Annotated in this window: 25 protein-coding genes; 16 read left to right on the forward strand and 9 right to left on the reverse strand. The window is 61.8% G+C overall.

Annotated features, from left to right (window positions below):
* The first annotated feature begins 8 nt into the window (after positions 1–8).
* From IGB42_RS20925 to IGB42_RS20945, 5 genes are all read left to right on the forward strand, one after another.
* Positions 9–1775 carry a patatin-like phospholipase family protein gene (locus IGB42_RS20925; RefSeq protein ID WP_159675395.1) on the forward strand — a complete coding sequence of 589 codons (1767 nt, stop codon included), beginning with the start codon at positions 9–11 and terminating at the stop codon, positions 1773–1775.
* Positions 1766–1975: a hypothetical protein gene (locus IGB42_RS20930; RefSeq protein WP_159675397.1), complete on the forward strand. Its 210-nt coding sequence runs from the start codon at positions 1766–1768 to the stop codon at positions 1973–1975. Before IGB42_RS20925 ends, IGB42_RS20930 begins: the two co-directional genes overlap by 10 nt.
* Positions 1976–2329: 354 nt before the next feature.
* Positions 2330–2773, forward strand: coding sequence for a hypothetical protein (locus tag IGB42_RS20935; protein ID WP_159675399.1), 444 nt, complete (start codon positions 2330–2332; stop codon positions 2771–2773).
* Positions 2774–2899: 126 nt separating this feature from the next.
* Positions 2900–3445, forward strand: coding sequence for a toxin (locus tag IGB42_RS20940; protein ID WP_159675401.1), 546 nt, complete (start codon positions 2900–2902; stop codon positions 3443–3445).
* A gap of 326 nt (positions 3446–3771) precedes the next feature.
* A complete protein-coding gene (locus IGB42_RS20945; RefSeq protein WP_159675403.1) occupies positions 3772–4773 on the forward strand; it encodes a hypothetical protein in 1002 nt (333 codons plus the stop codon).
* A gap of 136 nt (positions 4774–4909) precedes the next feature.
* Here IGB42_RS20945 and IGB42_RS20950 read toward each other — a convergent pair whose 3' ends face one another.
* The 3 genes from IGB42_RS20950 to IGB42_RS20960 all read right to left on the reverse strand — a co-directional run bounded on the left by IGB42_RS20950 (position 4910) and on the right by IGB42_RS20960 (position 6631).
* The gene (locus IGB42_RS20950) at positions 4910–5530 is read right to left on the reverse strand and encodes a hypothetical protein (protein ID WP_159675405.1); all 621 of its coding nucleotides are present in this window, start codon (positions 5528–5530) and stop codon (positions 4910–4912) included.
* 54 nt (positions 5531–5584) lie between these two features.
* Positions 5585–6100 (reverse strand): hypothetical protein, encoded by a 516-nt coding sequence (locus IGB42_RS20955; protein WP_159675407.1) that lies wholly within the window; start codon positions 6098–6100, stop codon positions 5585–5587.
* A 240-nt stretch (positions 6101–6340) separates the two neighbouring features.
* Complete coding sequence (locus tag IGB42_RS20960) at positions 6341–6631, reverse strand: hypothetical protein (protein ID WP_159675409.1); 291 nt, start codon at positions 6629–6631, stop codon at positions 6341–6343.
* 54 nt (positions 6632–6685) lie between these two features.
* On the opposite strand from IGB42_RS20960, the gene IGB42_RS20965 reads away from it, so the two are divergent.
* The 4 genes from IGB42_RS20965 (at position 6686) to IGB42_RS20980 (ending at position 10994) form a co-directional block, all read left to right on the forward strand.
* Positions 6686–7054 carry a hypothetical protein gene (locus IGB42_RS20965; RefSeq protein ID WP_159675411.1) on the forward strand — a complete coding sequence of 123 codons (369 nt, stop codon included), beginning with the start codon at positions 6686–6688 and terminating at the stop codon, positions 7052–7054.
* Between the two features lie 120 nt (positions 7055–7174).
* Positions 7175–10156, forward strand: coding sequence for a hypothetical protein (locus IGB42_RS20970; RefSeq protein WP_159675413.1), 2982 nt, complete (start codon positions 7175–7177; stop codon positions 10154–10156).
* Positions 10153–10629: a hypothetical protein gene (locus IGB42_RS20975; protein ID WP_159675415.1), complete on the forward strand. Its 477-nt coding sequence runs from the start codon at positions 10153–10155 to the stop codon at positions 10627–10629. Before IGB42_RS20970 ends, IGB42_RS20975 begins: the two co-directional genes overlap by 4 nt.
* Positions 10626–10994 carry a hypothetical protein gene (locus IGB42_RS20980; RefSeq protein WP_159675417.1) on the forward strand — a complete coding sequence of 123 codons (369 nt, stop codon included), beginning with the start codon at positions 10626–10628 and terminating at the stop codon, positions 10992–10994. The genes IGB42_RS20975 and IGB42_RS20980 overlap by 4 nt, the downstream gene beginning before the upstream one ends.
* On the opposite strand, the gene IGB42_RS20985 is transcribed toward IGB42_RS20980, so the two are convergent.
* A complete protein-coding gene (locus IGB42_RS20985; protein WP_159675419.1) occupies positions 10991–12904 on the reverse strand; it encodes a DUF2235 domain-containing protein in 1914 nt (637 codons plus the stop codon). The two genes, IGB42_RS20980 and IGB42_RS20985, sit on opposite strands and share 4 nt — an antisense overlap.
* A 434-nt stretch (positions 12905–13338) precedes the next feature.
* On the opposite strand from IGB42_RS20985, the gene IGB42_RS20990 reads away from it, so the two are divergent.
* From IGB42_RS20990 to IGB42_RS21005, 4 genes are all read left to right on the forward strand, one after another.
* Positions 13339–13698: a hypothetical protein gene (locus tag IGB42_RS20990; protein WP_159675421.1), complete on the forward strand. Its 360-nt coding sequence runs from the start codon at positions 13339–13341 to the stop codon at positions 13696–13698.
* 421 nt (positions 13699–14119) lie between these two features.
* Positions 14120–14908, forward strand: coding sequence for a DeoR/GlpR family DNA-binding transcription regulator (locus IGB42_RS20995; RefSeq protein ID WP_159675423.1), 789 nt, complete (start codon positions 14120–14122; stop codon positions 14906–14908).
* 208 nt (positions 14909–15116) lie between these two features.
* Positions 15117–16256 carry an MFS transporter gene (locus tag IGB42_RS21000; RefSeq protein WP_201800041.1) on the forward strand — a complete coding sequence of 380 codons (1140 nt, stop codon included), beginning with the start codon at positions 15117–15119 and terminating at the stop codon, positions 16254–16256.
* 36 nt (positions 16257–16292) lie between these two features.
* Positions 16293–17126 carry a Cof-type HAD-IIB family hydrolase gene (locus tag IGB42_RS21005; RefSeq protein ID WP_159675425.1) on the forward strand — a complete coding sequence of 278 codons (834 nt, stop codon included), beginning with the start codon at positions 16293–16295 and terminating at the stop codon, positions 17124–17126.
* Between the two features lie 218 nt (positions 17127–17344).
* Here IGB42_RS21005 and IGB42_RS21010 read toward each other — a convergent pair whose 3' ends face one another.
* On the reverse strand, positions 17345–17953 hold the full coding sequence (locus tag IGB42_RS21010) for an ACP phosphodiesterase (protein WP_159675427.1): 609 nt from the start codon (positions 17951–17953) through the stop codon (positions 17345–17347).
* 215 nt (positions 17954–18168) lie between these two features.
* On the opposite strand from IGB42_RS21010, the gene IGB42_RS21015 reads away from it, so the two are divergent.
* Positions 18169–19872 (forward strand): hypothetical protein, encoded by a 1704-nt coding sequence (locus IGB42_RS21015; protein ID WP_159675429.1) that lies wholly within the window; start codon positions 18169–18171, stop codon positions 19870–19872.
* Positions 19873–20025: 153 nt separating this feature from the next.
* Here IGB42_RS21015 and IGB42_RS21020 read toward each other — a convergent pair whose 3' ends face one another.
* Entirely contained in the window at positions 20026–20406 is a 381-nt protein-coding gene (locus IGB42_RS21020) for a hypothetical protein (RefSeq protein ID WP_159675431.1), read from the reverse strand.
* A 744-nt stretch (positions 20407–21150) separates the two neighbouring features.
* Between IGB42_RS21020 and IGB42_RS21025 the strand changes: the two genes are divergently transcribed.
* Positions 21151–21717, forward strand: coding sequence for a hypothetical protein (locus IGB42_RS21025; RefSeq protein ID WP_159675433.1), 567 nt, complete (start codon positions 21151–21153; stop codon positions 21715–21717).
* A gap of 125 nt (positions 21718–21842) precedes the next feature.
* Positions 21843–22196 (forward strand): hypothetical protein, encoded by a 354-nt coding sequence (locus IGB42_RS21030; protein WP_159675435.1) that lies wholly within the window; start codon positions 21843–21845, stop codon positions 22194–22196.
* A gap of 352 nt (positions 22197–22548) precedes the next feature.
* On the opposite strand, the gene IGB42_RS21035 is transcribed toward IGB42_RS21030, so the two are convergent.
* From IGB42_RS21035 to IGB42_RS22385, 3 genes are all read right to left on the reverse strand, one after another.
* Positions 22549–22938, reverse strand: coding sequence for a hypothetical protein (locus IGB42_RS21035; RefSeq protein WP_159675437.1), 390 nt, complete (start codon positions 22936–22938; stop codon positions 22549–22551).
* A gap of 132 nt (positions 22939–23070) precedes the next feature.
* On the reverse strand, positions 23071–23430 hold the full coding sequence (locus IGB42_RS21040; RefSeq protein WP_159675439.1) for an immunity 8 family protein: 360 nt from the start codon (positions 23428–23430) through the stop codon (positions 23071–23073).
* A 586-nt stretch (positions 23431–24016) separates the two neighbouring features.
* On the reverse strand, positions 24017–24239 hold a 223-nt coding region (locus tag IGB42_RS22385; RefSeq protein WP_236822684.1), incomplete at its 5' end, for a hypothetical protein.

Raw genomic sequence — 24239 nt, forward strand, 5'->3', positions numbered from 1 at the left:
GATCAGGCATGTTTGCCCCGGCGGGGGTACAAGGCCGCAGCAGTACTGGCCTGCAAGAAGGCCGGCCGCAAACGCCCGGCATCGCGCTGGCCAATCCGATCAAACAGACCATCGCAGTACAGGTTAACGACGTGGAACAAAAACAACGGGTGTACCTGGCCTTTCAGGGGGGCGGGGCCAGGGGAATAGCGCATATCGGCGGGCTGGCGGCAATCAACGATCTGGGGCTGGGCATTGCCGGGGTAGCGGGGACGTCGGCCGGTGCGATCATCGCGGCGCTGATTGCGGCCGGCTACAGCGCGCAAGAGCTGCTCGATGCCGGGCAGCGCCGGCATATCCTGCAGGATGTGGCAGGCGGCGCGTATGAAAACCCCACCAGCCTGTTTACCCGGCGCGGCTGGGGGGCGATCCAGGTATTGCGGGTATGGGGCGGGCGGATTGCCGGCGGGCTGCAGCGCATCGGCACGCCGGCTGCGCGCGGGGTAGCGCTGGCGGCGGCCGCGGTGGCGTTCATCGCCCTCTTCTGCCTGGCGCCACGGCTGATGCTGGTGGCGCTGCTGCTGGCGGTATTGGGCGGGGCGTGGTTGCTGTGGCGGGTGTACACGGGGCTGGCGCCGCTGACGGCGGTGCGCAATGTGATCGATGCCGCGCTGGTGCAAAAGCTGGGCCTGGCGCCGGAGGTCACCTTTGCCGCGCTGCATCACTCGGGGCGCGGGCTGCCGTTGAAGCTGGTGGCCACCGATGTGACCGATCAGTGCCTGGAGCTGTTTTCCTTCGAGACCACGCCCGATGTGGTGATTGCCGATGCGGTGGCCGCATCGATCTGCCTGCCGTTCATTTTCCGCATCTGGTCGTTCGATTTCAGCCGCCGTGGCGAAGCGGCCGGCAGCAAGGTCACCCGGCGCTTTCTGGATGGCGGGCTGATGTCCAACCTGCCGGCGTGGACCTTCGATGAAGAGCGCGCGCTCGATCCGCAAGCGGTCACGGTGGCCTTCGGCCTGATGCCGGCACCGGAAACCGGTGCGGATGAAAAACACTGGCTGCTGGCTGCGGTGAACGCCATCGTGGCCGGGCCGCCGCAGATCCATTTCCGTGGCATCGAGCGCATGATCCATATCCCGCTCGATTGCGATATCGGCCTGCTGGATTTCAATGCCAGTTTCGACCGCTTCAGCGCCAATGCCGGCAACGCGGCCAAAAAGGCACTGCCCATCCTGCAACGCGAACTAACCGAGATTCCGCAACTCATACGAGGGGCGATGGATGACATGCTGCGCTCTGTCGGCGCGCAGCTGGCTGGCAGTTATGCGGGGCTGGGGCAAGGCGGCAATCCGCGGTGCTTCCGGTTGTCGCTGCTGATCCAGAAGCCGGCTGATCTGCAATCGTTCACCGTGGCGTACGAAGCCGGGCATGCATTGTCTGCGCGGCGCAAACGGGTGGCACTGGTGCGATCGGCCGCGGGCGAGGCGTGGCAGGACGGCCCCGGCGGGCAGGCCAACCTGTCGGTCTTCGCCGTGGATGATCCGCCGGATAATGCCAAGATCTATGCAGACAGCGCGTGGATGGTATTTGTGCCCATTCCCCTGCTTGATCCGGCAGCCGATGAGGCGCAATCTGCTAATCTGGCAGTAGTTGCAATCATCGATTCGGAAATCCGCTTTGCCGATGAAGCATTGCTTGCCGACTTTGCCGGTGATGTACGCAAGCATGCGCTGGATTTTTTTGAAGCGGCTGATTTCGGTCGGACGTTAAGGAGAAGTGTGTCATGGCTGTAAAAATCCTTCGCAGTGACGGTAGCGTGGTCAAGGAGCTGCCTTCGCGCTCGCGCTCGGATGAAGGCGCCAGCGCCCGCGTGCGCGATGCGGCAACGCAAAGCGCCGCCGTCAAGGACCTGAAAACCGCGCTGGACCGCATCGAGGCGGAACGCAATGCCTACAAGGCACAGCAGCCGGCCCAAAAGATCAAGGTAGGCTGATCGCGGGACTTGCAGCTACGGCTGCCTAGCTTGGTTGAAACCGGGCGCAGCGGCTGCCCGATAGTGCAGGTCATCCCTTCCCGGCTTCGCAATGGGGCTGAAATGGCTAGCCCTGCTAAGGCGCTTGTGCGCAGCGTGGGCGCACCAGCGAGGACGCTCCAAGCAGGCGCTTGAACTCTGCCCCAAGCCAGTGGCAACCGATGGTGGCCATCGGCTAGGTAAGCATCAACGCTGAGGCAAATAGCCGTTGGCAAGCAGGCAGCCATGCCGTTGCTTTTTTGTGCCCGTATTCCTGTTACGCCGCCATCGCAATCCACTACTGCGGCGCGTTCCCGTCAACATCAGTCATCCCCCATGAGCTATGTCGTGACCGGCCAGCCTGCGCTGCAGTCCGAAGATATCGACCGTCTGCTGGCCAGGCACCCTGCATTGCGCCATCATGCGGATGGCCAGCTGGCGTGGCGCGACCAGGCCGGCACACTGCGCCTGATCCAGGTCGCGCCGGATCATTTGTGGACGGACGATATGCGCGGCACGGCGGCGGATTCGTTCCTGCAGCAATTGCAGCCCATGGCGCAGACGCTGGATGCCGATTTGCTGGGGGAAGAAGGCGAAAGCCTGTTGCCGCAAAGCGCCCGCAGCATCAAGCAGGTCAGCAAGCAGACCAGCATGCTGACCCGCATTGGCGCGATGGGCATGTTGCTGCTGGCTCCGCTATTGGCTGTGGTCATGCTGCTGTACGTGCCCATGGTGCTGGCGAGGCTGGCCTGGGGCGTGCGGCGCACAGGGAAAAAGTAAGCCAGGATGCTGGCCATTGCACGGGGCAAAGCGCATGCGCTACCGTAGCGGCCAGCCAGCCGATCACCATCAGGCTGGCACGGCAATGGCCTTGCACATTGATCTCGAACAACAAGCTCCGGACTCATGCGTTTTGTCGTTGTCGGCACCAGTGGATCAGGAAAATCAATCTTTGCAGCCGCGCTGGCACGTGCGGCGGATTGCCCATGCATCGAACTCGATCAACTCTATTGGGGCCCCGGCTGGACGGCTGTGCCGCAGGAACATTTCGAACGCAGCGTACTGGTAGCCACGAGCGGCGGGCGTTGGGTGGCCGATGGCAACTACAGCGCGGTACGCGATGTGCTCTGGGCGCGCGCCACCCATATCATCTGGCTCAATCACGGTCGCCGCACCGTATTCTCGCGCATTCTCTGGCGTACCATCAGCCAGGGCCTGATGCGCAAGCGGCTGCCCCATGGCAATCGAGAATCGCTGCGTATGGCATTCTTTTCCAGCGCCTCCGTGCTGCGCTGGTCTTTCACCACATTTGCCAGCAACCGGATCAAGTTTTCCGCGCTGCGCCAAGCGCCGGCATTTGCGCATCTGCAATGGATAGAGATTACCCACCCCAATCAAGCCGCTGATGCCATCCGGCGCCTTGGCGGCAAGGGCATCGGGCCATGCGGTTAACGGCAAGCTCGCCAACAAAACGCATCCGGCATGCTCATTGGCCAGCAGCGCGCTGCGCTTGCCACCACGCTTCGCACTGCGCTAGCAGCAATGCCACGACATGGCCAGCGATGCCGCAATATCAATAGCCCCGCATCGCCAAAGCAATATCATCCCGTCATCGTTGTAGCGCCAATGGCAGCGCGCGTGGGTCATTGCCTTGTACCGGCAAAGAACGCCGCTCAGCCAGAGCGTTGCGCGTCTACATCGCCCCCAGCATCAATTACACGAAAAGAAAGTCTTGACGAATATAATGCGGATCCCCCCGTCTATCCCGAGAGTAAACGATGTCCTTATTTCGCCCGGTGCTGATCGGCACGATGCTGATCAGTATGTTCCTGAATGGCTGCGCACAACCTGATGGTAAACCGCTGGTTGCCTTTCTGAAGAATTCCCAGCCCTTGTCAGGGCAATGGTATGGCCGGGCAACATGCAGCGATGGCGCCACCACGCCGATCACACTCACGATCAATGGAACTGCAGGCGGGCGTTTGAGCGGTAACCTGGCGCAAAAAACGGGCAACGCGGCTGCAAGCAGTTACAGTTTCAACGGCCAGTTCGAGCAGGATGCCACGCTGCGCATCGTGCCTGCTCAACGGCAGAGCGGGAATGGCCCACTTTGGTCTTTGACCGGCAAAGCCAATGACGCAAATGCCCCGAGCAGCATCCGTGGCTCGGTTGCGGAATGTGCAGGCACGTTCGAGTTGAGCCGGAATGCACCGGTAGCACAAACAGCGACGACCAAGCAGACATCAAGCACCGCGGAGAATGCAACCACCGCTGAAGGACGGGGGCTGATTGGCGTCAAAGTGGCCTATGACGATCTGGAACAACTGTTACGGAAGAATGGTTTCAAGCCAAAATCCGGCAAGAAGTATTTCTACCTTACTCCGGTTCACGATGATAAATCCAACTGGGAAATTTATCAGGCATGGAAGAACGATCAGCTGTTTCTCGTGGTAAGAAACAATTCGGGGGTCATTACCGATGTCAAATCGTTCCCCAATGCCTATGGCGTCAATTTTGTTGCCAACAATGGCAGCGACTCCGGTGATGGCGGCACCTTTTGCGCGATTGGCAAAGCAAACAGAAACACCCAGTTCAATCGGGCAATCTTTTCCGCACTGAAACCCAAATGGACCACAAAGAAATGTGATGCCGCAAAGTGCGCGTCCTGGTCGCCGCAGCAAACTCAATCAGGCGTTTGGGAAATTGATCGTCAAGGCAAGGTGGCGGACCTGACATCAGTTGAGGTCAGTTGCATCAACTTCGCATCGACCGAGTACTAAACGCCGATCATCGGGCACTGAAGGCGTCGTTGCGCATCAGTGCAGCGGGAGCGGATCGGGCTTGCTGCGTTGTGCAACAACGCCCGGCTCATGCGCTCCTGCTGAAAATCAATCATCCCGTTGATCCATATGGTCATCAGCTGCTGGTATAGGCATCCGGGCCAAGCCGCACCCCTTCCCCGGCCCAATCTGCAATGCGCTGCCTGCAATCCTTGGCCCATGCTTCAAACGTGTCTGCATACCGTTGCTGCAGCTGCTCACCGGCCGTATTGACCCCCTGCAGCAACTGTTCATGCCGCGCGGCAACTGCCTGCGTTGCCGGCACAAACGCATACCACTTGCGGTACTGCTTATCGAACAGGGAATTCCAGGCGGTGAATACCAGATTGCGCTGATGGTTTTCGGCATCGTCATCATAAGCAAGTACATCCGCTTCCAGTTCCTCCTGCCCGCCAAAGCCCGGAACCGGCGAGCGGATCGCCGTCCAGCCCATGCTGCCATCCACGGCAAAGCGCAGCACCAGCAAGCCCGGGTTCCATTCGATGCACCAGTACAAATGCTGCTCATCCAGGATATAGCTGAAGCGCGCAAAGGTATGCAGCAACACCGCCGGCCCGTGCATGTAATCCGGCATGGACAACGGCTGCAGGGTTGGCGCCACGTACTGCTTCAGATACCGCGCATCATCATCCGCCACCGGGGCGGCATACATCTGTTCTTCGTCATTGTCTTCCGTAACCTGAATCAGATATTGCATCGGAAACCCGTTTGGTCATGCCTGGATAGTGGATTGCAAAGCGGCAGGGCGGAATCAATAATCGGCATATTCAATTTTCCTGTTTTGCTCATCGTAGTAATGCCGGAATGCCGGTGGCTCACCAAACTCATACTCTTCCGTATAGAAAAACCGCCAGCCTGCATTGGCACCGCCAGTGATATTCAGCGATATGCGCATGCCGTATTTTGTTTCCGCAAACGGCTTGGATGCATCGCTGACGTACACAATGGTGCCGCCGGATATCCGCGCTTCCTTTTCGATGAACTCGTCCACATTGCCGATGAAGCCGCCGGTGGCGTACCAGCGGCCATTGTGCTTGAAGAACAGGTTGCCGAACTTGGAGCTGCCGCCCCAGAAAATGAGGATATCCGCAGCAGCCAGGATGGCATCCCGGTCGGGCGCGACGTGCAGGATGGCTGGCAATTCGATGCCATCGACGATTTGCGGCTTGGCGGGCGGCGGCTCGTGCCGGAGCGGTGGCGGTTCCGCTACCGCCTGTGCCGCCAGCAGCGCGCTGATCAGCGCAAACGCAGCCACAAATGGTTTCATGCTGTTTTCCTTCATGCAGTGAGTGGCAGTGCCAAAGCCGGGTGCAGCCACGTTGTTGGTCATGTCTGGGCTGACGCTGATGGCCGCAGCTGCCGGGCTACCCGATCATCATAGCCTGCACCAACCGGCCTGCCTGCGTGCCCCTGCCAGCGGAGTGATGGCGGATGGCCGGGCGGTGCAGCGGCGACTGGCCCCGTTGCCAGGCAGATCGAACCCGCGCATGCCGGCGCTGCGCGTCGCCTATTGTTTGTTCACCACGAACACCGCCGTTTGCACGTCGTCAGCAGTATCGAGCTGGAACGCCAGCCGGGCCTTGCCATCGATGACGGACAGCGGGGTGACGAGGCCGAGCAAGGGCGCGGTGTATTTGCAACTGGCGCCGGTGGCCTCGGCGCGGGCTTCGAAGACTGCCGTGGCGGCGTACTGCACCAGCTGGCCGCTGAAGCGGCAATCGGCAGCGCTGACATCGAAGTGGCCATCTGCGCTGATGGTGAAATCGCTGATCTTCTCCTGCGGCCTGGCAATGCCCACGCTGCGCAGCGTACCGGCATAGCGGCCGGCCAGCGCAGCAGCCGGCAGCGGGTGGTGGTACAGCGTGGTGGCGTCGCCGGGGCCGTAGGTTTTCTGAGCGGTTTGCGTGGCGCTGAAGGTACCGAAGCCGCCGACGATGGTGACTGCCAGCGTGTTGTTGGCAAAGCTGCGGGCGAAGCGCGGGTTGGTTTCCTGCTTGCCTACCTGCTGGTAATCATCGATGAAATTGGCCCAGGCAATCGGGGCGAGCTGGCCGGGGAACGCAGGTCATCCATCGGCGCCCCCTACCTGATCACCAAACGCCCGCTCGAAGTGGTGCACGGAATAGCAGGCATGGCGTGCCAGATCCGCCAGGCGAAAAGCGCCGCGTTGTCCACTTGCACCGGCCATTGCGTGCTGATCGGCCTCCTGGTTTCACCCTGACAGCGCGCCCGTTACACCCGCACCCCGCCTGCTGCCCTGCAAGAACAATGGCCGTTTCTTCGTCATTGTGGGGATGTACATGCGCTACCAGGCCATTGAATCAACCGTGGGCAGCCGGCCATGAGCGCCACTGCGGCACGAGATAGCCGCAACAAAGATCGAGGCGGCGGCGCAAGCGCTGCACCGCCCCCCAGCCCGCGCGCCATCGAGCGCGCAGCGGGCTTGCTGGCAGCCACCGATACATTCCAGCCGCCCGTCCGCTCGGAAACGATGCAGCGCTATTTCGACCAGTGGCAAGCGCTGCCGGCGGATGAGCGGGGCGATTTTGATCGCTGGGCGCTTAGGCAACAGCGCCAACGCGCCAAGGAACTGGCCGCGCAAACGCCGCAACCCGGCATCGGCGATGCCCTTGGCGCCATCGGCGAGAAAATCTGGTCCATCACGCCGCTTGCCCTGGCCCATTCGCGCCTGACCACCCCGCTGGATGTGCAGCAAAAGCAAAGCCAGGATGATGCTGCCTCGCTGGTTGGCGGTGTCAACAATCTGGCCAAGCTGGCGCTGTGGGCCGGCAACAAGGGCATCGATATCACGCCGGGCCTGATGCGCATGGGCACCTTTGCACCATCGCTGGCTCATGCCAAGGATGATGCCGTCGCCAGCGCCGCCCGCTGGCTGAACGCCAACGACGACAAGATCCAGCGCTGGAAGTCGCCTGAGCAGCAAGCAGCAGAGCGGGCGCCGGCTGAAGCGGAAGGCTTTGTGGATATGTATGCGGCATACGCCAGCCATCCGCGGGCGGCGCGCAACCTGGCCATCCAGCAGGCGCCGCAATTGCTGCTGGGTGGCCTCGCTGGCAAAGCAGTTTCCGGCCTTGCTGCGGCAGAAGCCGGCTTGCCGGTGCTGGGGCGGGTAATCACTACGGAAGCAGGCATGAATGCGGCGATGAACAGCGCCGATGCGGCTACCGCAGCCCAAGCAGAAGCCTGGGCGCAGGGCCGCAGCAATGCCGAGGCCAACCAGGCCGGCGATATCGCCGCGCTGGCTTCATTGCCCGCCTCGATTGCGAGCAGCATCGTGGGTGGCACGCTGGGCCGCCGCGTATTTGGTCGCGCGCTCGATGAAGGGATGGAAAAACTGGGCCTGCGGCAGCTGGCCGCCCGCGCGGGCGCCAAGACCATCACCGAGGGCACCAAAGGCGCTGTGGAAGAAGGCGGTGGCCAATGGGCGCAAAACGTCGGCGCCAGGCTCAGCTACGATCCGCAGCGCCCGTTGCTGCAAGGCGTGGCCAACGCAGCGGCAACCGGCAGCATGATGGGCGGTATGGCTGGCGGTGCGGGGTCGCTGCAACACACTCGCCAAGCGGCCAATCACATGGCGGCAGAGCCGCCGGCGCCGGATACCGCACCGATGCATGCGCCGGCCACACCGGGCGGCGAAGCTGGCCCCGCACTTGCGGGCGTGGAATCTGGCACGCATCAGCCGGCAGCGGGCGGGGATGGTGAAGCGGCACCGGGCCACGCAAACGGCCCGGCAGCGCAGCGCAAGCCCCAGCAGCCCTACCCTGCGCCGGATGAAGCCGTAGCGGGCATAGCGCCCAACGCCACCACCCCGCTACAAGCAGAGACCCGGCAAGCCGGCAGCCGCCCGGCGCTGCCCACTGGCGAAACCGCACTCCCCGCCCCCGCAGACCTGCAGGCCGATGCCCATGCGCAGCCTTTAGGGGCAGCGCAGCCAGCAGCCATCCACGGCCACCTGCCGCCCGCGCAGCCCGGTGATGTACTGAACGAACAGCAGCAGCCGTACTCGCGCGCGGAAATCGCCGCACTGGGCGCCCGCATCAAGCGCTTGCAGCACACGCACGAGCTGGTACCGGTTGCCGATGGCTGGGCGCTACGGCCCAAGGATAGTGCGGGCCAGCCCGCGCCCATCCAGCCCGGCGATCAGCTCAATATGCAGCAGCGACCCTTTTCCCGGCCGGAGCTCGCCGAATTCGTTGTGCAGATGCAGGGGCTGGCTGATAGCCATAGCGTGGTGCCGGTGGCTGATGGCGGGTGGGTGATTCGCGCCAACGAGGATGCCGGCCACGCCATGGAGACTTACACTCCCATCAGGCCCGATGATGTGCTCAACGCCCAGCAGCAGCCCTACTCCAGAGCCGGTCTGGCAGCGTATGCGGCGCAGATCAACGGGCTGAGTGATAGCCACAGCGTAGTACCCGTTGCAGATGGTCGCTGGGTGATCAGGCCGAATGCGCCGGATTCCGTAAGCACGCCTGCAGGCGTGGATGCAGCCCGCGCAATACCGGGTGAAACAGCAAGCGCGGCGATGACACCCCGGCAGGTACCGGATGCACCAGTCAGCGCGCACCCACTGCTGGCCGAAGGCATACCGGGCACCGACGCCGCCAGCGCTGGCGAGGCCACCCTGCCTGCCGAATCTGCACCGCCACCAGTCGAAAGCCACGCCGAAGGCACGCCAGCCGCCATGGCCGATGCGGGCACAACGCCGGGCTTGGAACAGGTAGAATCAAGCGAACCGCCTGCCCTCAGCGCACAAGCCAGCCGGGTGGCTGCGCTCCGGGCCAAATGGGCGCACCTGAGCATGGAGGAGCGCAGCGGGCTGATCCAGGCTGCGGCGGAGGCCAATGCATCGCGCTGGGTGAAAAACCTGCAGGACACGTTGAATCAGAAGTTTCCCGGCCTGAAAGCCCACTTCTGGGATAAGCATGCACCGGATATCCCGCTGCCCAATATGAAGGCCCGCGCGGAAGTCGGCACGCACCCCAGGGAGGGGTTGCCGGGATGGGATAGCTCACAATCGGGAGCATTATCCAGGAATAGAAGTACCCAGTTCACCGACTTCAAAACCATGATGCATGTGTTGAATGAGGCGACCACACGAAAAACGCGTGGATTACCGTTATATAATGTAGCTACTAAAAAATCCGTGACGGGTACTGCGGACACGAGCATCGGGCGCGGTTATCTGAAGAGAAAACAAGGTGAAAGCGAAGCTGTTTTCATACCAAAATATACAGACTGGATCGTTAACTTCGACCCAAATTTCGACGTACCTTACACAGCCTTTCCAATGAGTCCATGATGAAAAATACCCGCATCGTTTATTTAAGCTTTACCAAAGCGCAACTGAACAACCTGCTTCTTTTTATTGACGATTTCGATGCGTACGATAAGGAAGAAAAGATGGAGGACCGTTTCGGCCACATTGATTTGAATGTCCGCCATAATTTTCAGCAGGCCTTGATCGAACATTTTTTCCCCAAGGAAAAAAGATTCGGCTATTTCAAGATAGATTCAAAAATTGAAATGACTCAGGTACTGATAAAGGCCTTGCAATGTGCCGAATTCGACTTCGAGCACTTTGTTGAATATCTTTCCGAAGAATATTCATTACCCTACAGCTGGGTAGTCCAAAGGAAAGTCCAAAACTACCGGATGATTTACGAAGAGGTTTACCGCATGGTCGTCCGTTATTGGGGTGCGGAACTGACCGCAGCCGGTCTGGATTTACCCAGCGAACAAGCATTGAATATCCCGAGTGAGGAGCAAGCATGAGCGACTTTACCCTGCACCTGCCCGGCCACGATCACCAGCGCGGGCTGGATGAGCTGCAGCTGCTGCATATGCTGCTCGATACGCTGATCAGCCAGCCTGATCGCGTGCAACGTGCCGAGGCTGACCAGGGTACGGTGCGCTCGGGCAACCCGCGGCTGGCCGAGCTGCTCACCATGCTGGGCCGCGCCAGCATGCTGGATGCACTGGTGGATCAGATGAACTACGCGCTGTTCGTGGATGTGGAGCAAGGCAAGACCGGTATCCTGGCAGCCTCCGTCAACGGGCGTGATCATGCGTTCCGCTTCGAGCAACGGGCTGCGCCGCCGCAGCTGCAATGGGTATTCTCGCCCATTGTCTTCGGCTAGCGCCCCTGCCCCAGTGGAGCCGCCGGCGGGGCGGATACCTTGCCTGCAGGTCTGGCCGGCAGCTTTTTGCCGGTGAGCTGCAGCCACAGATAATGCGGGCCGAACGCGAGCACGCTGCCCAGCAGGCCCAGCATCTTGATCCATGCGGCCAGCGTTGCCAGCCCCAGCAGGCACGCGGCGCCAATATCCGTACCGGTGCCGTGCGCGGCCAGTGCCGCCAGGGTGAAGAAGTTTTCCGCCACATCCCCCAGTGCCGCGCAGGCCGGCAGCAGCCCCAGCAGCAACCAGCCGCGATAACCGGTGGATTGCGGCCCGGCTGGCCCCGCCAGAAAGGTGAACGCGCGCGATGCCACGCGGGCCAAAAGATAGCCCCAGCAGGCGATGAAGCCGAAATCCCAGAAGATCGACCAGCCCGGTGTGGCGTTCTGATGGAGATAAAGCAGCCGCTGCAGCAAGCTGGTGCCGGGCGCCGGCAGACCCAGCAGCGCGCGCACTGCGGGCACATGATCCAGATACAGCAGCTGCCACGCCCAGCGGCTGGGTGCCAGTAGTGCATCGATTCCGCCTTGCGGGCCATCCGGTTGCAGCGCCATGCCCGATAGCCACAGGCACAGAAAACCGATCAACACCGCTGCAAGCAGTGCACTGACCGGCCGGCGTCGGTCCCATTCGCTGGACAAGGTTGCATCGGGCGGCAACGGGCCGGGCGTGATGGTGATCGGCACGCCCTGGGCGGTACGCGGTTGCAGATTGCGTACACACATGCCGATCAGTGCCCAGAAGGGTGCGCTGTACAGCGCATCGTGGCGCAACAGTCTGGCAGGCGCTACAGCGGGGGGTAGCTGGTCAGCGGGGGTGGGCAGCGGGGGCGGCACGATCAGGCCGCAGGGTGCCAGCTCGGTGATCATCCAGCCCAGCGTGTTGTCCGACAGGCCGGCTTGCGCCAGCAGATAGCCGCCACCCGCATCGCTGTGCACGCCGGGAAACCAGCGCTGGCGCAGCGTTTGCGCCGGCGTATCGATATCGCCCGGTTCGTCGTACAGGCGTGGCTGGAAGGTATAGCGGTGTTCATCGAAAGACAGCGCATGCCGCACATGATGGATGCGCTTGCCCACCAGCGTGGCCGGGCTGGGGTTTTGCTGGGTGAGCACCGGGATCAGGCCGACCGATTCCACGGTATCCCACACGCCGACAAAATGCACCCAGGCATCGCGGCTGGCCGGGGTATTGAAATCCGCGCGGATTTGCTCGGCCAGGTTCTCGCGCGTGGTGACTTGTGCTTCAGCCCCGGCCTGGCCACCCGGTTTGCCGCCATGTGGGCCATCCCGTTCGCGGCCCGATGCACCGCCGGCAACATGGCCGGCAGCAGCTTCGGCCTGTTTATGGCGGGCGCTCCGCCTGGCCAGATAACGCGACAAGCCGTGCGCAACCGATCTCTTTTTACCGGATGCCGGCGCATCCGGCGGGGTGAAATACACCCTCAGCAGCGTGGGCAACAGCACCCGGTGCTGCGACTGGATGATGCCGAACAGGTTGACCATGCCCACCACCGCACGCGCGGTAAACGCCCCGCGCGAGAAACCGAAGCAGTAGATTTCATCCCCCGGCCGCCAGTTCTGCATCAGGAAGCGGTAGCCCTCTTCGATGTTGCGATAGATGCCGCGCCCCAGCGCCAGTTCGATGGCGCGGTCGTAGCCTTTCTGCAGCATGTCGGCAAAATCGATGGGCGGCGCCCCAGCGGCCGAGCCCACGCCCGGATCGTAATACAGCAGCAATGGCCCGTTATCACCCGCCGGCTGGCCCAGCGCAAAGCGCTCGTACAGCTTGAGCACATTGGTGTCTTCGATCCGGCCAGTCAGCGTGTTGTTGGTGCCGTCGCAAAACAGCAGCAGCTTACGGGGGGCGGGCATAGCGGGGCTGGGCATGATGGCGGTCCCACGGGGGCAACTGCGTGCAGTGCAGCGGGCACGGCAGCGCCAGGGTTCATTGCGATGCACGCCCGCATCGACCAGGCCGGCGCAGGCATCGCTTGCCCGGTTGTTTTCGCCGGTTTGCAAACGGAAAGCAAAAATCAAATTTTACTGACACCAAACTTTTTGGTATGAATGCGTACAGGCCGCATGGATACTCGGATGTCATGGCGGGCGTTGCTGTCCCCCCTTTACAACACGCACAGCGTTGTAAGCTTGAAACGCCGTCATCGGCACGCTGGCGAGGATTTCCGTACCCCCGCTATGCGCAGCGGCAAACGGTGTCTGCCCGGTGATCACACCATCCGGCATGGTGGCACCAGATGATGGTCTGGGCAGCCCGCGACACTGCCCACCGCAACGCAAAGGCATGCATGGATAGAAAATGGCTCCGTCAGGGGGCGGTGGCGCTGGGTTTTATCCTGGGCGCCGTCGCCATCAAGCTGGTGCACGATGGGCTGCGGCAGCGTGAAGTGGCGCGCCAGCAGGCACAGGTGCTGCCGCGTGTGCAGGCCGCGCTGGCCGCCGCAGAAACCAGCGCCCGCCTGTGCCAGGCCAAGCTCAAGCGCATGCTCAGCCATGCCGAGCATGCATTTCCGGATGATGGATCAGACGAGGCACGCATTCCGGTTGCAGATTTCGGCCAGGCGCTGGCCCAACAGCGCAGCCGTTGCGACAACGCGCAAACCCGGCTGGAGATGGCCCGGCAAGACCTGGCCAAGCTGGGCAGATAGCGCAGCCGCGCTGCTGGCCCCATCGCCGGGCGGGATGAACCCACCGCAGCGGAACCCGCTGCGCCAATGCCAAGGATGCCCGAAGCGGTGCCATGCCCGCCCGGTGTGGCAGCAGATTGCCGTTGGCCTGCATGCCCCGGCAAGTGCCAAGCCCCTACCCTTCGCAGGATTGATATCGGTAACAGCCTGGTGACTGCATGTTTCCGTTCCGCTTCCGCCGTTTCAAATCACGCCAAATCGTGCACAAAACCGCAAAAAATCCACCTGCCTTTTAGCCAAACAGCGCGTAATCTATCGAATTTCATTGCACATTTATGCACGTTTACGCACAATAGCCATGAATCAAGCGGTTCACCTGAGCATTCCATCGCCCGTTGTTACCGCCTGCTCACCCATCACCCGATCAAGCAAGAGACCATCCATGACTGCGCCCATCGATGCACTCCCCGAAGAACGCCAGCGCAACATCCTGCACCTACTGGCTGAGCAGGGCCGGGTACTGGCAGTGGATCTGGCCGTGCGCTTTGCGGTATCGGAAGATTCTATCCGCCGCGATCTGCGCGAGCTGGCCGCACGCGGCCTGTGCCAGCGCGTGTATGGCGGTGCGTTGCTGCCCGATGCCGGCCCCACCCCGTTGCGCCAGCGCCAGCATGAGCAGACCGACCGCAAGCAATGGCTGGCCCGCTGCGCGGTGCAACTGGTGCACGCCGGGCAAACGCTGCTGATCGATGCCGGGTCTACCAACAGCGCCATTGCCGCCGCATTGCCGGCCGGGCAGGCGCTGACGGTGTTCACCAATGCCCCGGATATCGCCCAGCAATTGCTGGAGAAAGACGGCATCACCGTGCACCTGCTGGGTGGCCGGCTGGACCGCAGCACCGGTGCGGCGCTGGGGGCACCAACGGTGGAAGCCATCCGCCGCCTGCGCGTGGACCTGTGCTTTCCCGGTGCCTGCGCGATCGAGGCGGAGGGCGGACTATGGAGCAGCGACAACGAAGAGGCTGCAGTAAAGCGCGCGATGATCGAATGCAGCGGCCAGACCCTCATCGTGGCAACGCGGGAGAAACTGGCCACCAGCGCACTGCACCACGTGGCGCCGCTGCGGCAGATCGACCACGTGGTGGTGGAATACATAGCGGATAGCGCGCTGTGCGCAGCGTTTGCCGAGCAAGGCGTGAGCGTGCATTACGCGGATGCAGCCGCAGGCTGAGCGATGAAACCGTGGTGCATGCGTGTGGGGTGTGGGCACGCTGCCTATGGCCAGGCAAGCCGCACCACACACGGCGAATTGAACTGCACGAATACCCTGATGCGTTGCCGCGTGCCCCGGAACTGGCAATCGCACCGCAACACAGCGCAGGCAAACAAGCCCCAAAGCCGCCGCCGCAATGGGCACGGCCACTTTTGAAGGAATGACCATGGATAGCCGCTTCCCCTCCCCGGCCTTGCGCGAACAGCGCGCCACGCGGCTGCTGTTCCTGGTGCTGGGCTGCGCCATGGCGGCGTGGGCCTCGCTGGTGCCATTTGCCAAAAGCCGCACCGGGCTGGATGACGGATCGCTGGGTTTGCTGCTGCTGTGCCTGGGCACGGGCTCCATCATCGCCATGCCGATTGCCGGCGCACTGGCGCCGCGTTACGGCTGCCGCGCGCTGCTGGCGGCGTGCACGCTGGCCATGTGCGCCTGCTTGCCCTTGCTGGCTGTCGTTTCATCCGCCCCGCTGCTGGGCGTGGTGCTGTTCGTGTTCGGCGCGGCGGTGGGAGCGGCCGATTGCGCGGTGAACGTGCAGGCGGTGATCGTGGAAAAGGCCAGCGGCAAGGCGATGATGTCCGGCTTCCACGGCTTTTACAGCCTGGGCGGCATCGTCGGCGCAGCAGGCCTGAGCGGGTTGATGACGCTGGGCATCTCCCCGATGGCGGGCACGCTGATCGCGGTAGCCTTGCTGCTGCTGGCGCTGTGGCGCGGCTATGCCGGCCTGCTGCCCTACGCCAGCCCGCACGATGGCCCGCCGTTTGCCATTCCGCACGGCGTGGTGCTGTTTTTGGGCGTGCTGGCGATGACGGTGTTCCTGGCCGAAGGCGCCATGCTGGACTGGAGCGCGGTGTTCCTCACCCAGGAGCGCGGCATCTCCTCCGCACAGGCCGGCTTTGGCTACGCGTGTTTCTCGCTGGCGATGACCGCTGGCCGGCTGAGCGGGGATGCGGTGGTACACCGGCTGGGGCCGCGCACCATTGTCGCCGTGGGCGGCTTGCTGGCGGCATTCGGCCTGGCACTGGCCACGTTGCTGCCGTACTGGCAGGCGGCATTGCTGGGCTACACGCTGGTGGGCCTGGGCTGCGCCAACATCGTGCCGGTGCTGTTCAGCGCGGTGGGCCGGCAAACCAGCATGCCGCAAGCGGTGGCGGTACCGGCGATGACCACGCTGGGTTACGCCGGCGTGCTGGCCGGCCCGGCCGGCATCGGCTTCATTGCCCACCACAGCAGCCTGCCGGTGGCCTTCCTGATCGTGACCGCGCTGATGGTGGGCGTCGCCGCCAGCAGCCGCTGGCTGCGCTTCTGACCGAACGATCCCCTTTTCCAAGCAACCGGAGCAGCCATGCCAGTCAAACTGATCGCCGTGGATATGGACGGCACCTTCCTGCGTAGCGGCATGACTTACGACCGCGCCCGCTTTGCCGCGCAATACGCGCAACTGCAGCAGGCCGGCGTGAAGTTCGTGGTGGCCAGCGGCAACCAGTATGCCCAGCTGCAATCGTTCTTTCCCGATATCGCGCGGCAGATTGCCTTTGTGGCGGAAAACGGCGCCTATGTGGTGGAGGCCGGCCAGCCGCTGTTCGTCGGCGCGTTCGTACCGGAAGCGGTGGCACGCATCCTGGCGGTACTCGATGATCTGCCGGTGCGCTACACGGTATGCGGCAAGCACAGCGCATACATGCACACGCGCTTCGCCGATGACTACTTTGCCAGCATGCAGCGCTACTACCACCGGCTGCAGCGCGTGGCGGATTACCGCGATATCGACGACACCGTATTCAAGTTTGCGCTGGATCTGTCCGGCGACCCGGCCACCGATTTCAACGACGACCAACTGCAGCACTTCATGGCCACGCTGGAGCAAACCCTCAACGCCAGCGTGAAGCCGGTATCCAGCGGGCATGGCTCGGTGGACCTGATCATCCCCGGCGTGCACAAGGCCAGCGGGCTGCGGCGGCTGCAGCAGCGCTGGGGCATTGCGGATAGCGAAGTACTGGCATTCGGTGACGGTGGCAACGATCTGGAAATGCTCGCCCAGGCCGGCTTCGGCTACGCGATGGCCAATGGCAGTGCGCGGGTGAAGCAGGTGGCGCGCTACCAGGCCGGCAGCAATAACGACGACGCCGTGCTGGACGTGATCGACCTGCTACTGGCGCGGCAAGCACCGTTTGCTTGAACCGGCTGGCGGGCGGCGGCTGGGCTAACGTATTGCGGTAGCAGCCGGGCCGGGCAGGAAAACGGCTGCGATCAGGGTGTGGCAATGCGCTGGGGGCGATAATTGCTGCCAGCGCACGCCATCACCAAGGGCGGCAGCCTCCGTTCACCCCGGCACTGTGCGCTGCCCGCCAACGCACAACGGCTGCGCAGCGCGATACATCAGCACCGATGAGCGCATCACGCCGGCGCCATGTCGCGCAGCAGCGCGGCGCGCTTTTCTTCCACAAACCGGATCAACTCCGGGAAGAACACCGCAAACCCCGCCGCCAGCGCATCGTAATGCGCGTGCAGATCCAGCACGCCATCGCGCAGCAGATCCCCGTTGCGGGATAACCGCCCGGCAATGCGGCCGATGGCATGCGCGGTGTTGTCCATGCTGCGGTAGGAGCCCAGCCAGTCATGCGCGATGATGCTGGGCGCAATCGCCTGCAGCCGCGGCGGCAGCGTGGCATGGTGCTGCGCCAGCGCCCGGTAGAAACGCCGCGTGAAATCATCCAGCGCTTCATCGCTGTAGCGCGGCCAATTGGCAGCCAGCAAGTGATCGTAGAACACATCCAGCACGATGCCGGCGTAACGGCGGCGCTCTGGCGCAAACAACGCCTTGCCGGCCAGCACCACCGGGTGGCTATCGGTGTAGCTATCCACCTGCCGGTGCAGCATGATCTCCAGCACCACCGTGGGCGGGTACAGACCCAGCATGTCCGCCTTGGCAAAATCGCCCAGCAGCGCCCCCAGCATGGCCTCGTCGCTGTAGCGGGCAAGATAGGCATGGGCAAGAAAGTTCATGCGCCATGGTAGCAGAGGTTTGCAAGGGTGATACCGGCAGTGCAAGTCCTCGCTAGCCTGTTTTCCTTGCTGGTCAGCCGACCTGCGCGGCGTGATCTGCACCGGCCCGGCCAGCGTGGCCCGGCCCGTTTCAACCCCATTCCCGCCCCGTTACACCGCCGCGCCCGTAACGCCCCGGCCGGGACAATGCCCTGTACCAATCAGGGAGCCCGTTCATGTCCACCCCCACGCCTTACAACCCGCCGCGCAATCGCCCGGCCAGCCCGACTGGTGCACCGGTACCCGTGCCAGCCATGCCGCTGCCCGAGCCCTATACGCCCCGCGCTGGTGTCACCCCCGTCCCCTCGGGCATGCGGCCCATGCCAGTGCCGGATGCGGCGCGCGCCTACCACGATGAAGCCGACCCGCGTCTGCAGCAAATCGCCGATGCACAACAGCGCGAGCGCATGCTGCAACTGGCGGCATTGGCGCGCGATGCCGAGCAACGCCAGCAAGCTGCACGCAGCCGGGTAGCCACCACGCGCAACACACCTGAACCATATCGGCCACAGCCCACGCCCACCCGCTACAGCGATGATGATGCTGCCTCGGCACGCCTGCAAACGGCCAATGCCAATGCGCAATTCGATCTCTACAAGCAGCAACAGCAGGCATTGGTACCGCGTTTTGCCGAAGATGGTTCGCGCACGATGGGTGAAATTGCCGGCGATGTCCTTGCCGGCTTTGCCGGAGGCGGCAATGAGCTGTTTCAAACCGTCAATTTTCTGGAAGACCGGCTCAACGTAGTCAAAATGGCAATGCGTGCTGCCTCTCCGGAATGGGCAGCACAACTGGACGCGGACTATGCAGCCAGGCAGAACGGATTGCGGGAACAAAAAGCACAGATCCAGGAATTCAAATCACCGCAACAACGCGCTGCCGAGCAGGCGGTAAAGAATGCCAAGGGCTTTGGTGGCGCAGTAGAAGCATTGTGGGATCACCCCAGCGCCGCACTGAACGGCGCGCTGGAAATAGCAGTGCAAGCTGGCCCCGGCGCCGGGGCGGCTGGCTTGGGCGCCCGGGCTGCGGCCTTCGCTGCAGCCTTGATGGGCACTGGCAGTGCCGGCACTGGGGCGGAAAACGAAATACGCGACAAACTCGCAGAGGAACTGGCCAAAGGCCCTGCCCGGCTTGATCGGCTGAACGAAGCCAATGTCCGCAGTAGCGGCAATATCGCAGCCACCCTTGCCGGCCCCGTTGCCGCCCTGCTGCCCAAAGGCGGGCAACTGCTGGATACCGCCCTCGGCAACGCCGCGCAACGCATCGTGGGCAGCGTGCTGACCACACCGCTGCGCCAGGAGGCCGCCAAGCTGGCCACCGGTTTGACCAAGGATGTGGTGGAAGGCACGGTAAACAGTGCCGCCGGCAAGCTGATCAGCAACACCGCCGCCATCAACAGCTGGGACCCCGGCCGTGCCGTCGACGATCAACTGGGCCAGGCCATTGCCCTGGGCGCCCCGCTGAATGTCATGGCCGCCCGGCTGCAGCCGCAGCCATGGGAAAACGGCAGCCCGGTAGTCTGGCGCCCGCCGGAACCGCCGCAACCGGTAAAGTACCAGGCCGGCGATCTGCTCAGTTCGCAGCAGATGCCCTACTCCAGCGAATCCGCTGCCAAGACTGCCGCAAGACAGAAGAAGGTACAGGAAACCCACGATGTCCTTCCACTGACCGACGGCGGCTGGATCTTGCGCCTGCGCCCGGACAAATTCGAGCACCCGCAGCCGCTGCCGGGCGACATCCTCAACAGCAACGACCAGCCCTTCACGCAGGCCAAGTTTGCAGCGGCCAAAGTGCTGCAAAAGCGGCTGGTAGAAAGCCATCGCATCATCCCGATGGAAAACGATGGCTGGGTGCTGCGCAGGCTGCCGGGACGGGATTAACCTGGCAGGACAGGCCCGGCTGGCAACATGGCTTGCCGCCGGGCGGCTTGGGAGCGGCACACTGGCAGCAAGCAGTGTGCTGTTTCAGTGCTGCGTTCCAAACCCAAATCAACACGCTGATCCAGCAGATACCCACCCGCCATGCCAGCCCGATCATTTCTTGATATGGGATTCAACTGGCAACGCAGGCGCCACGATCCTGATCATCTCCGCACCGAACAGATCATGCAAAGCCTGGATCAACTCACTTTCCAGCGCGCCCGGCGGCCCGGGCAGCACGGTAATGCTGTCTGTTTCATCCGCCAACGGCCAGATCAGGCTCATGATGTCATCGGCGGTGCCATCATCATGCCATGTGGTCATGGGGGCGTTCTCGCCGTTATCCCAGCTCCAGTCATCGACAGCATCATGCATCTGCTCGCTATCCGGCCCTACGCATATCGCAACGTTCCACGCGAATGCTCCTAGCACGGGCAGAACCTGGGCAATCGGCAAATCGCCGATCACCAGCAGATTCAGGCGCGCTTTTTCCATTCATTCATCCTTTGCATCAGTGCCTGACCAGCATGCAAGCCTTGCCACCTCCAAGCGCGCCAGAGGGGCCAGCCAAGCCAGGCTATTGCGCTAGCAGCAATGGCTATGCAGTGCCCTTCAAACCCATCCACCGGCTTTATTACATGGTTGCGGGCACGGCAAAATCGGCAGCGTAATGCCGCATTTGCAAGCGCGATTGTCTCTTTTCCCCCGCACAATCAGATGACGGTAGGCCAACGCGCGCGCGTAGTGTATCGCGCCCGCCATTCGAAGCTGTCTCAAGAGTTATGCAGGTGAATTTCCTCCGCTACGCCCTGCCCCCGGTTTTTGTTGCCGCGGGCTTGTCCGCCTGGTCCCAGGCGGGTACTGAAATCCCGACGGGGGCATGACGGTCACCCAGTTGGGCGTCACCAACTCCAACTCGGCCTATTTCAATACCCTTGAGCTACCGGCCGCTTCGGCGCCGCGCAATTGCCCGTATGTCTACTATGTAGACCTGACCACCCCGGGTGGCGTACAGGTTTACAACACGCTGGTGCATGCCAAGATCCAGCGCAAGAAACTGGCGCGGATAGACTGGGCGCTCTCCAGCAGCCCGGCGGTGTGTTTTGTCTCGCTGGCCATGTTGCAGAATGCAGATGGCAGCGGCCCGGCTACCCCGACCGCAGCCCCACAGCAGCACCCACGCCAACGCCCACACCAGCCCCGGCCGTCCCATGCAGCCTGGGCGCCACGCCGACAACGGTGGCGTACGGTGGCGCAGTCACCTTCCAGATTACCGGCAGCAATCTGCCAACCGGTGCCCGCGGCTATTTCTACGGCACCAAGAATGGCGTTACCGATCTATCCGGCAACGGTGATTCACAACCTGCGCCTGGCTCTGCCAACTACGGCAACGGCACGGGTGGCCAAGGCAATTACACCCGCTACGCGCAGATCCGCAATGCGCAGGGCACCCCGATATGCACCACCAATACGGTTGCAGTCACCTTCCTTGCTGCGCCACCAACGCCTACGCCCGTACCCACACCGACTTGCTCGCTCAGCGGCCCAAGCTACGTGGCCACGGGTGGCAACTGGACTTATGTCGTCAGCGGCAACAACTTGCCATCGGGCGCGCAGGGCCGCTGGTATGGCACCAAGAATGGCACGCAGGATGCCGCCGGCGCCGCGGCAGGCGCGGTTCCCGCTAGCTTTACCTTTACCAACGGGGCTGGCTCCACCGGTAACTACGTACGCTACATGCAGATTGTAAACAGCGGCGGCACGCTGGTTTGCACCACCAACTCGGTCAGTACCACCTTGCAGTAAACACACACCGGCATGCCCGCCCCGTGGTGGGCATGCCTGAAACCCCAGGCCGGATTATCCGGTCGACGTGATCCGGACCCATTGCAGTTCATTCATTCACCACCTGAATTTCAGAGAGCACTTCCGTGAACATCATCAAATACTTCAAAGCCCTCTCCGTCATGCTGGTTTGCCTGACCGGCCTGGCCCACGCTGGCGTGGAAACCCCCGCTGGCGGCATCACCATCACCTTGCTGGGTGTATCTGTATCCGGCACCCAGGCATTCTTCAATACCACCGAGCTGCCGGCCGGCAATGCCCCGCGCAACTGCCTGTATGGCATGTACTACGTGGACCTGAGTAGCGCATCCGGCCGCCTGATATACACCACACTGCTGGCCGCACAATCATCGGGCCGCAAGCTGCTGCGCCTGGATTGGGCGCTGCAGGGGGCATCGCCACAAATGTGTTACGTGAGCCTGATCCAGCTACAGGATTGATGCCCGCCCCACCGGGGGCTGCCTCAAATGGGAAAAGCCGCTGCATGGCCCGGATGACTGATCGGGGCTGCAGCGGCTTTTTGCCGTGTACCGCATGCGTAGCGCAATGAACCCGCTGAAGGTGCTACTGCAGTTGCTGCCTTCACCAGGCCACATGAAATCAATCCATGCCAGCGCATTCCTGGCAGCCTCAGGCTGATGCCCGGAGGCAATTCGGCCCGGGGAAACAGCGGCGCCTTCAGCTCGGCCGGCAGCCGGCGCCAATTGCATCGCGCCAGGCCAGACTACCCATGCCCGGCCTTGCCTTGCCACCCATTGCGATGGCAGCAGGCAGCCGTTGGATAGCCGGATGTTACCGGCGCCAGCCCGCTGTGCCGTGCATCAACAGATTGACTCTTTCAGGCCCGAACATGGCGTGGAAAGCCTGGATCAATTCGCTTTCCAGCATGCTGGCCGGCTGCCCCATCAGCAAATGAATACTGGCCGCCTGGTTTCCCAGTGTTGAAATCAGATCCATGATTTCGTCGGCAATTTCATCATCATGCCACGTGGTGGGCGGGCCCTTCTCGCCGTTATCCCAGCACCAGTCATCAACCGCATCGTGCATCTGCTCGCTATCCGGCCCTACGCATACCGCAAAATTCCAGCTGAAGGCGCCCAGAACGGGCAATACCTGATCGATCGGCAAATCGCCGATCACCAGCAGATCAATCCGCTCTGACTTGCTAGCTGCATCATCCATTAATGGGTCTCTCCAGCGCTTGCAGATTCGCCAATACAGCTCTGTTCAACAGATCAGCACAATGGCGCGTTGGGCTTGCTGAGGATCACAGAAATACCATCACGGCAAACAGATTGGAACCGATCGAAACGATTACGGCTGATAATCTTCAAACTCCCAAGCCCCGATAGCGCTCACCTTCGTAGCAACTTCCTGCCAATCACTTCCGGAACATCGCTCGATGTACGATTCAATGACTTTCCTGATCAATCCGAAATCGTACTCAAGAACGATCAACATATGTCGGCCCCACACCCACCCCTCACCAGCGTACTGAGCTGAAATCCAGGACGGAGTGCACACAAGGAGGTCGAATGACTCAGCGCCCTTACCACCCTTGAAGCCAACCATCAAACGAATGTAAAGACCAAAACAGTCCGGATCATCAGGCCTGAAATCTTTCAATGAAGTGGTCAGCTCCCACGAATACATTTCTCTGAGCTCGGCTCTCATTTCACAATACCCATATGACCATTTCCGGTTTGGGAGAGTTTCCTATTCAAGTCCTGCTGCACACACGGGATCAAGTCTGGCAATCATGCATTCTCTACCGCCCTGCTTGCCGATCATCACGAAAAGTGACGTGATAAAGCCACCAGAAAGTTCATGCACAGAGGGCTTGCCATACCAACAACTTGGGCAAATCAAACAACCACAATAAATCCACCCATTCGTTTCCTTTATGCCTCTACGGTAAATAAAAAAATCCACACCAATGCGGAGACAATCAATCCCGACAAGAAAAAATAAATGCTTAACCGATGAATCCTCTGCAAAGAGGAATACATTTCGTTCAATTTTTCATCGTAAAACTTAATATAGCTACCATCCCTGTACATCTGAATAACCTGTCTTTGATTTTTAAAATAAGAACCCCAAGAAACTTCAAAGTAGGCTTGCCTATGGCAATAGGTATGTATCTTTTTTACGATATAGTTCCAAGTTCCAAAGAAAAATGGCATCACCAAAAACAAAGTAGAAAAAAAAGATAAAACAATAATCTGTATCAAAAATTCTATACCCGCATGATGTGCCATCATCAATCAAAGAGCCCCTTCACACCTTGGTAAACTTGACCCCAAGACTTGGACATTGTATAGCCAAATGAACGACCGATCCCGTCCTCAGCCCCCAAGCAAAGCCCAGCGTAAACTCCATTCCCATTTTCGCTTACTACATCACCAACAACAAACCCTGCGCCGTTCACCAAACGACCCTCAACAGTGGCTGTCGCACCGGACTTAAATTCGGGGTCAGGTCTC

Origin of the sequence: Andreprevotia sp. IGB-42 (genome assembly GCF_009848685.1) — a bacterium.
Taxonomy (GTDB): Bacteria; Pseudomonadota; Gammaproteobacteria; order Burkholderiales; family Chitinibacteraceae; genus Andreprevotia.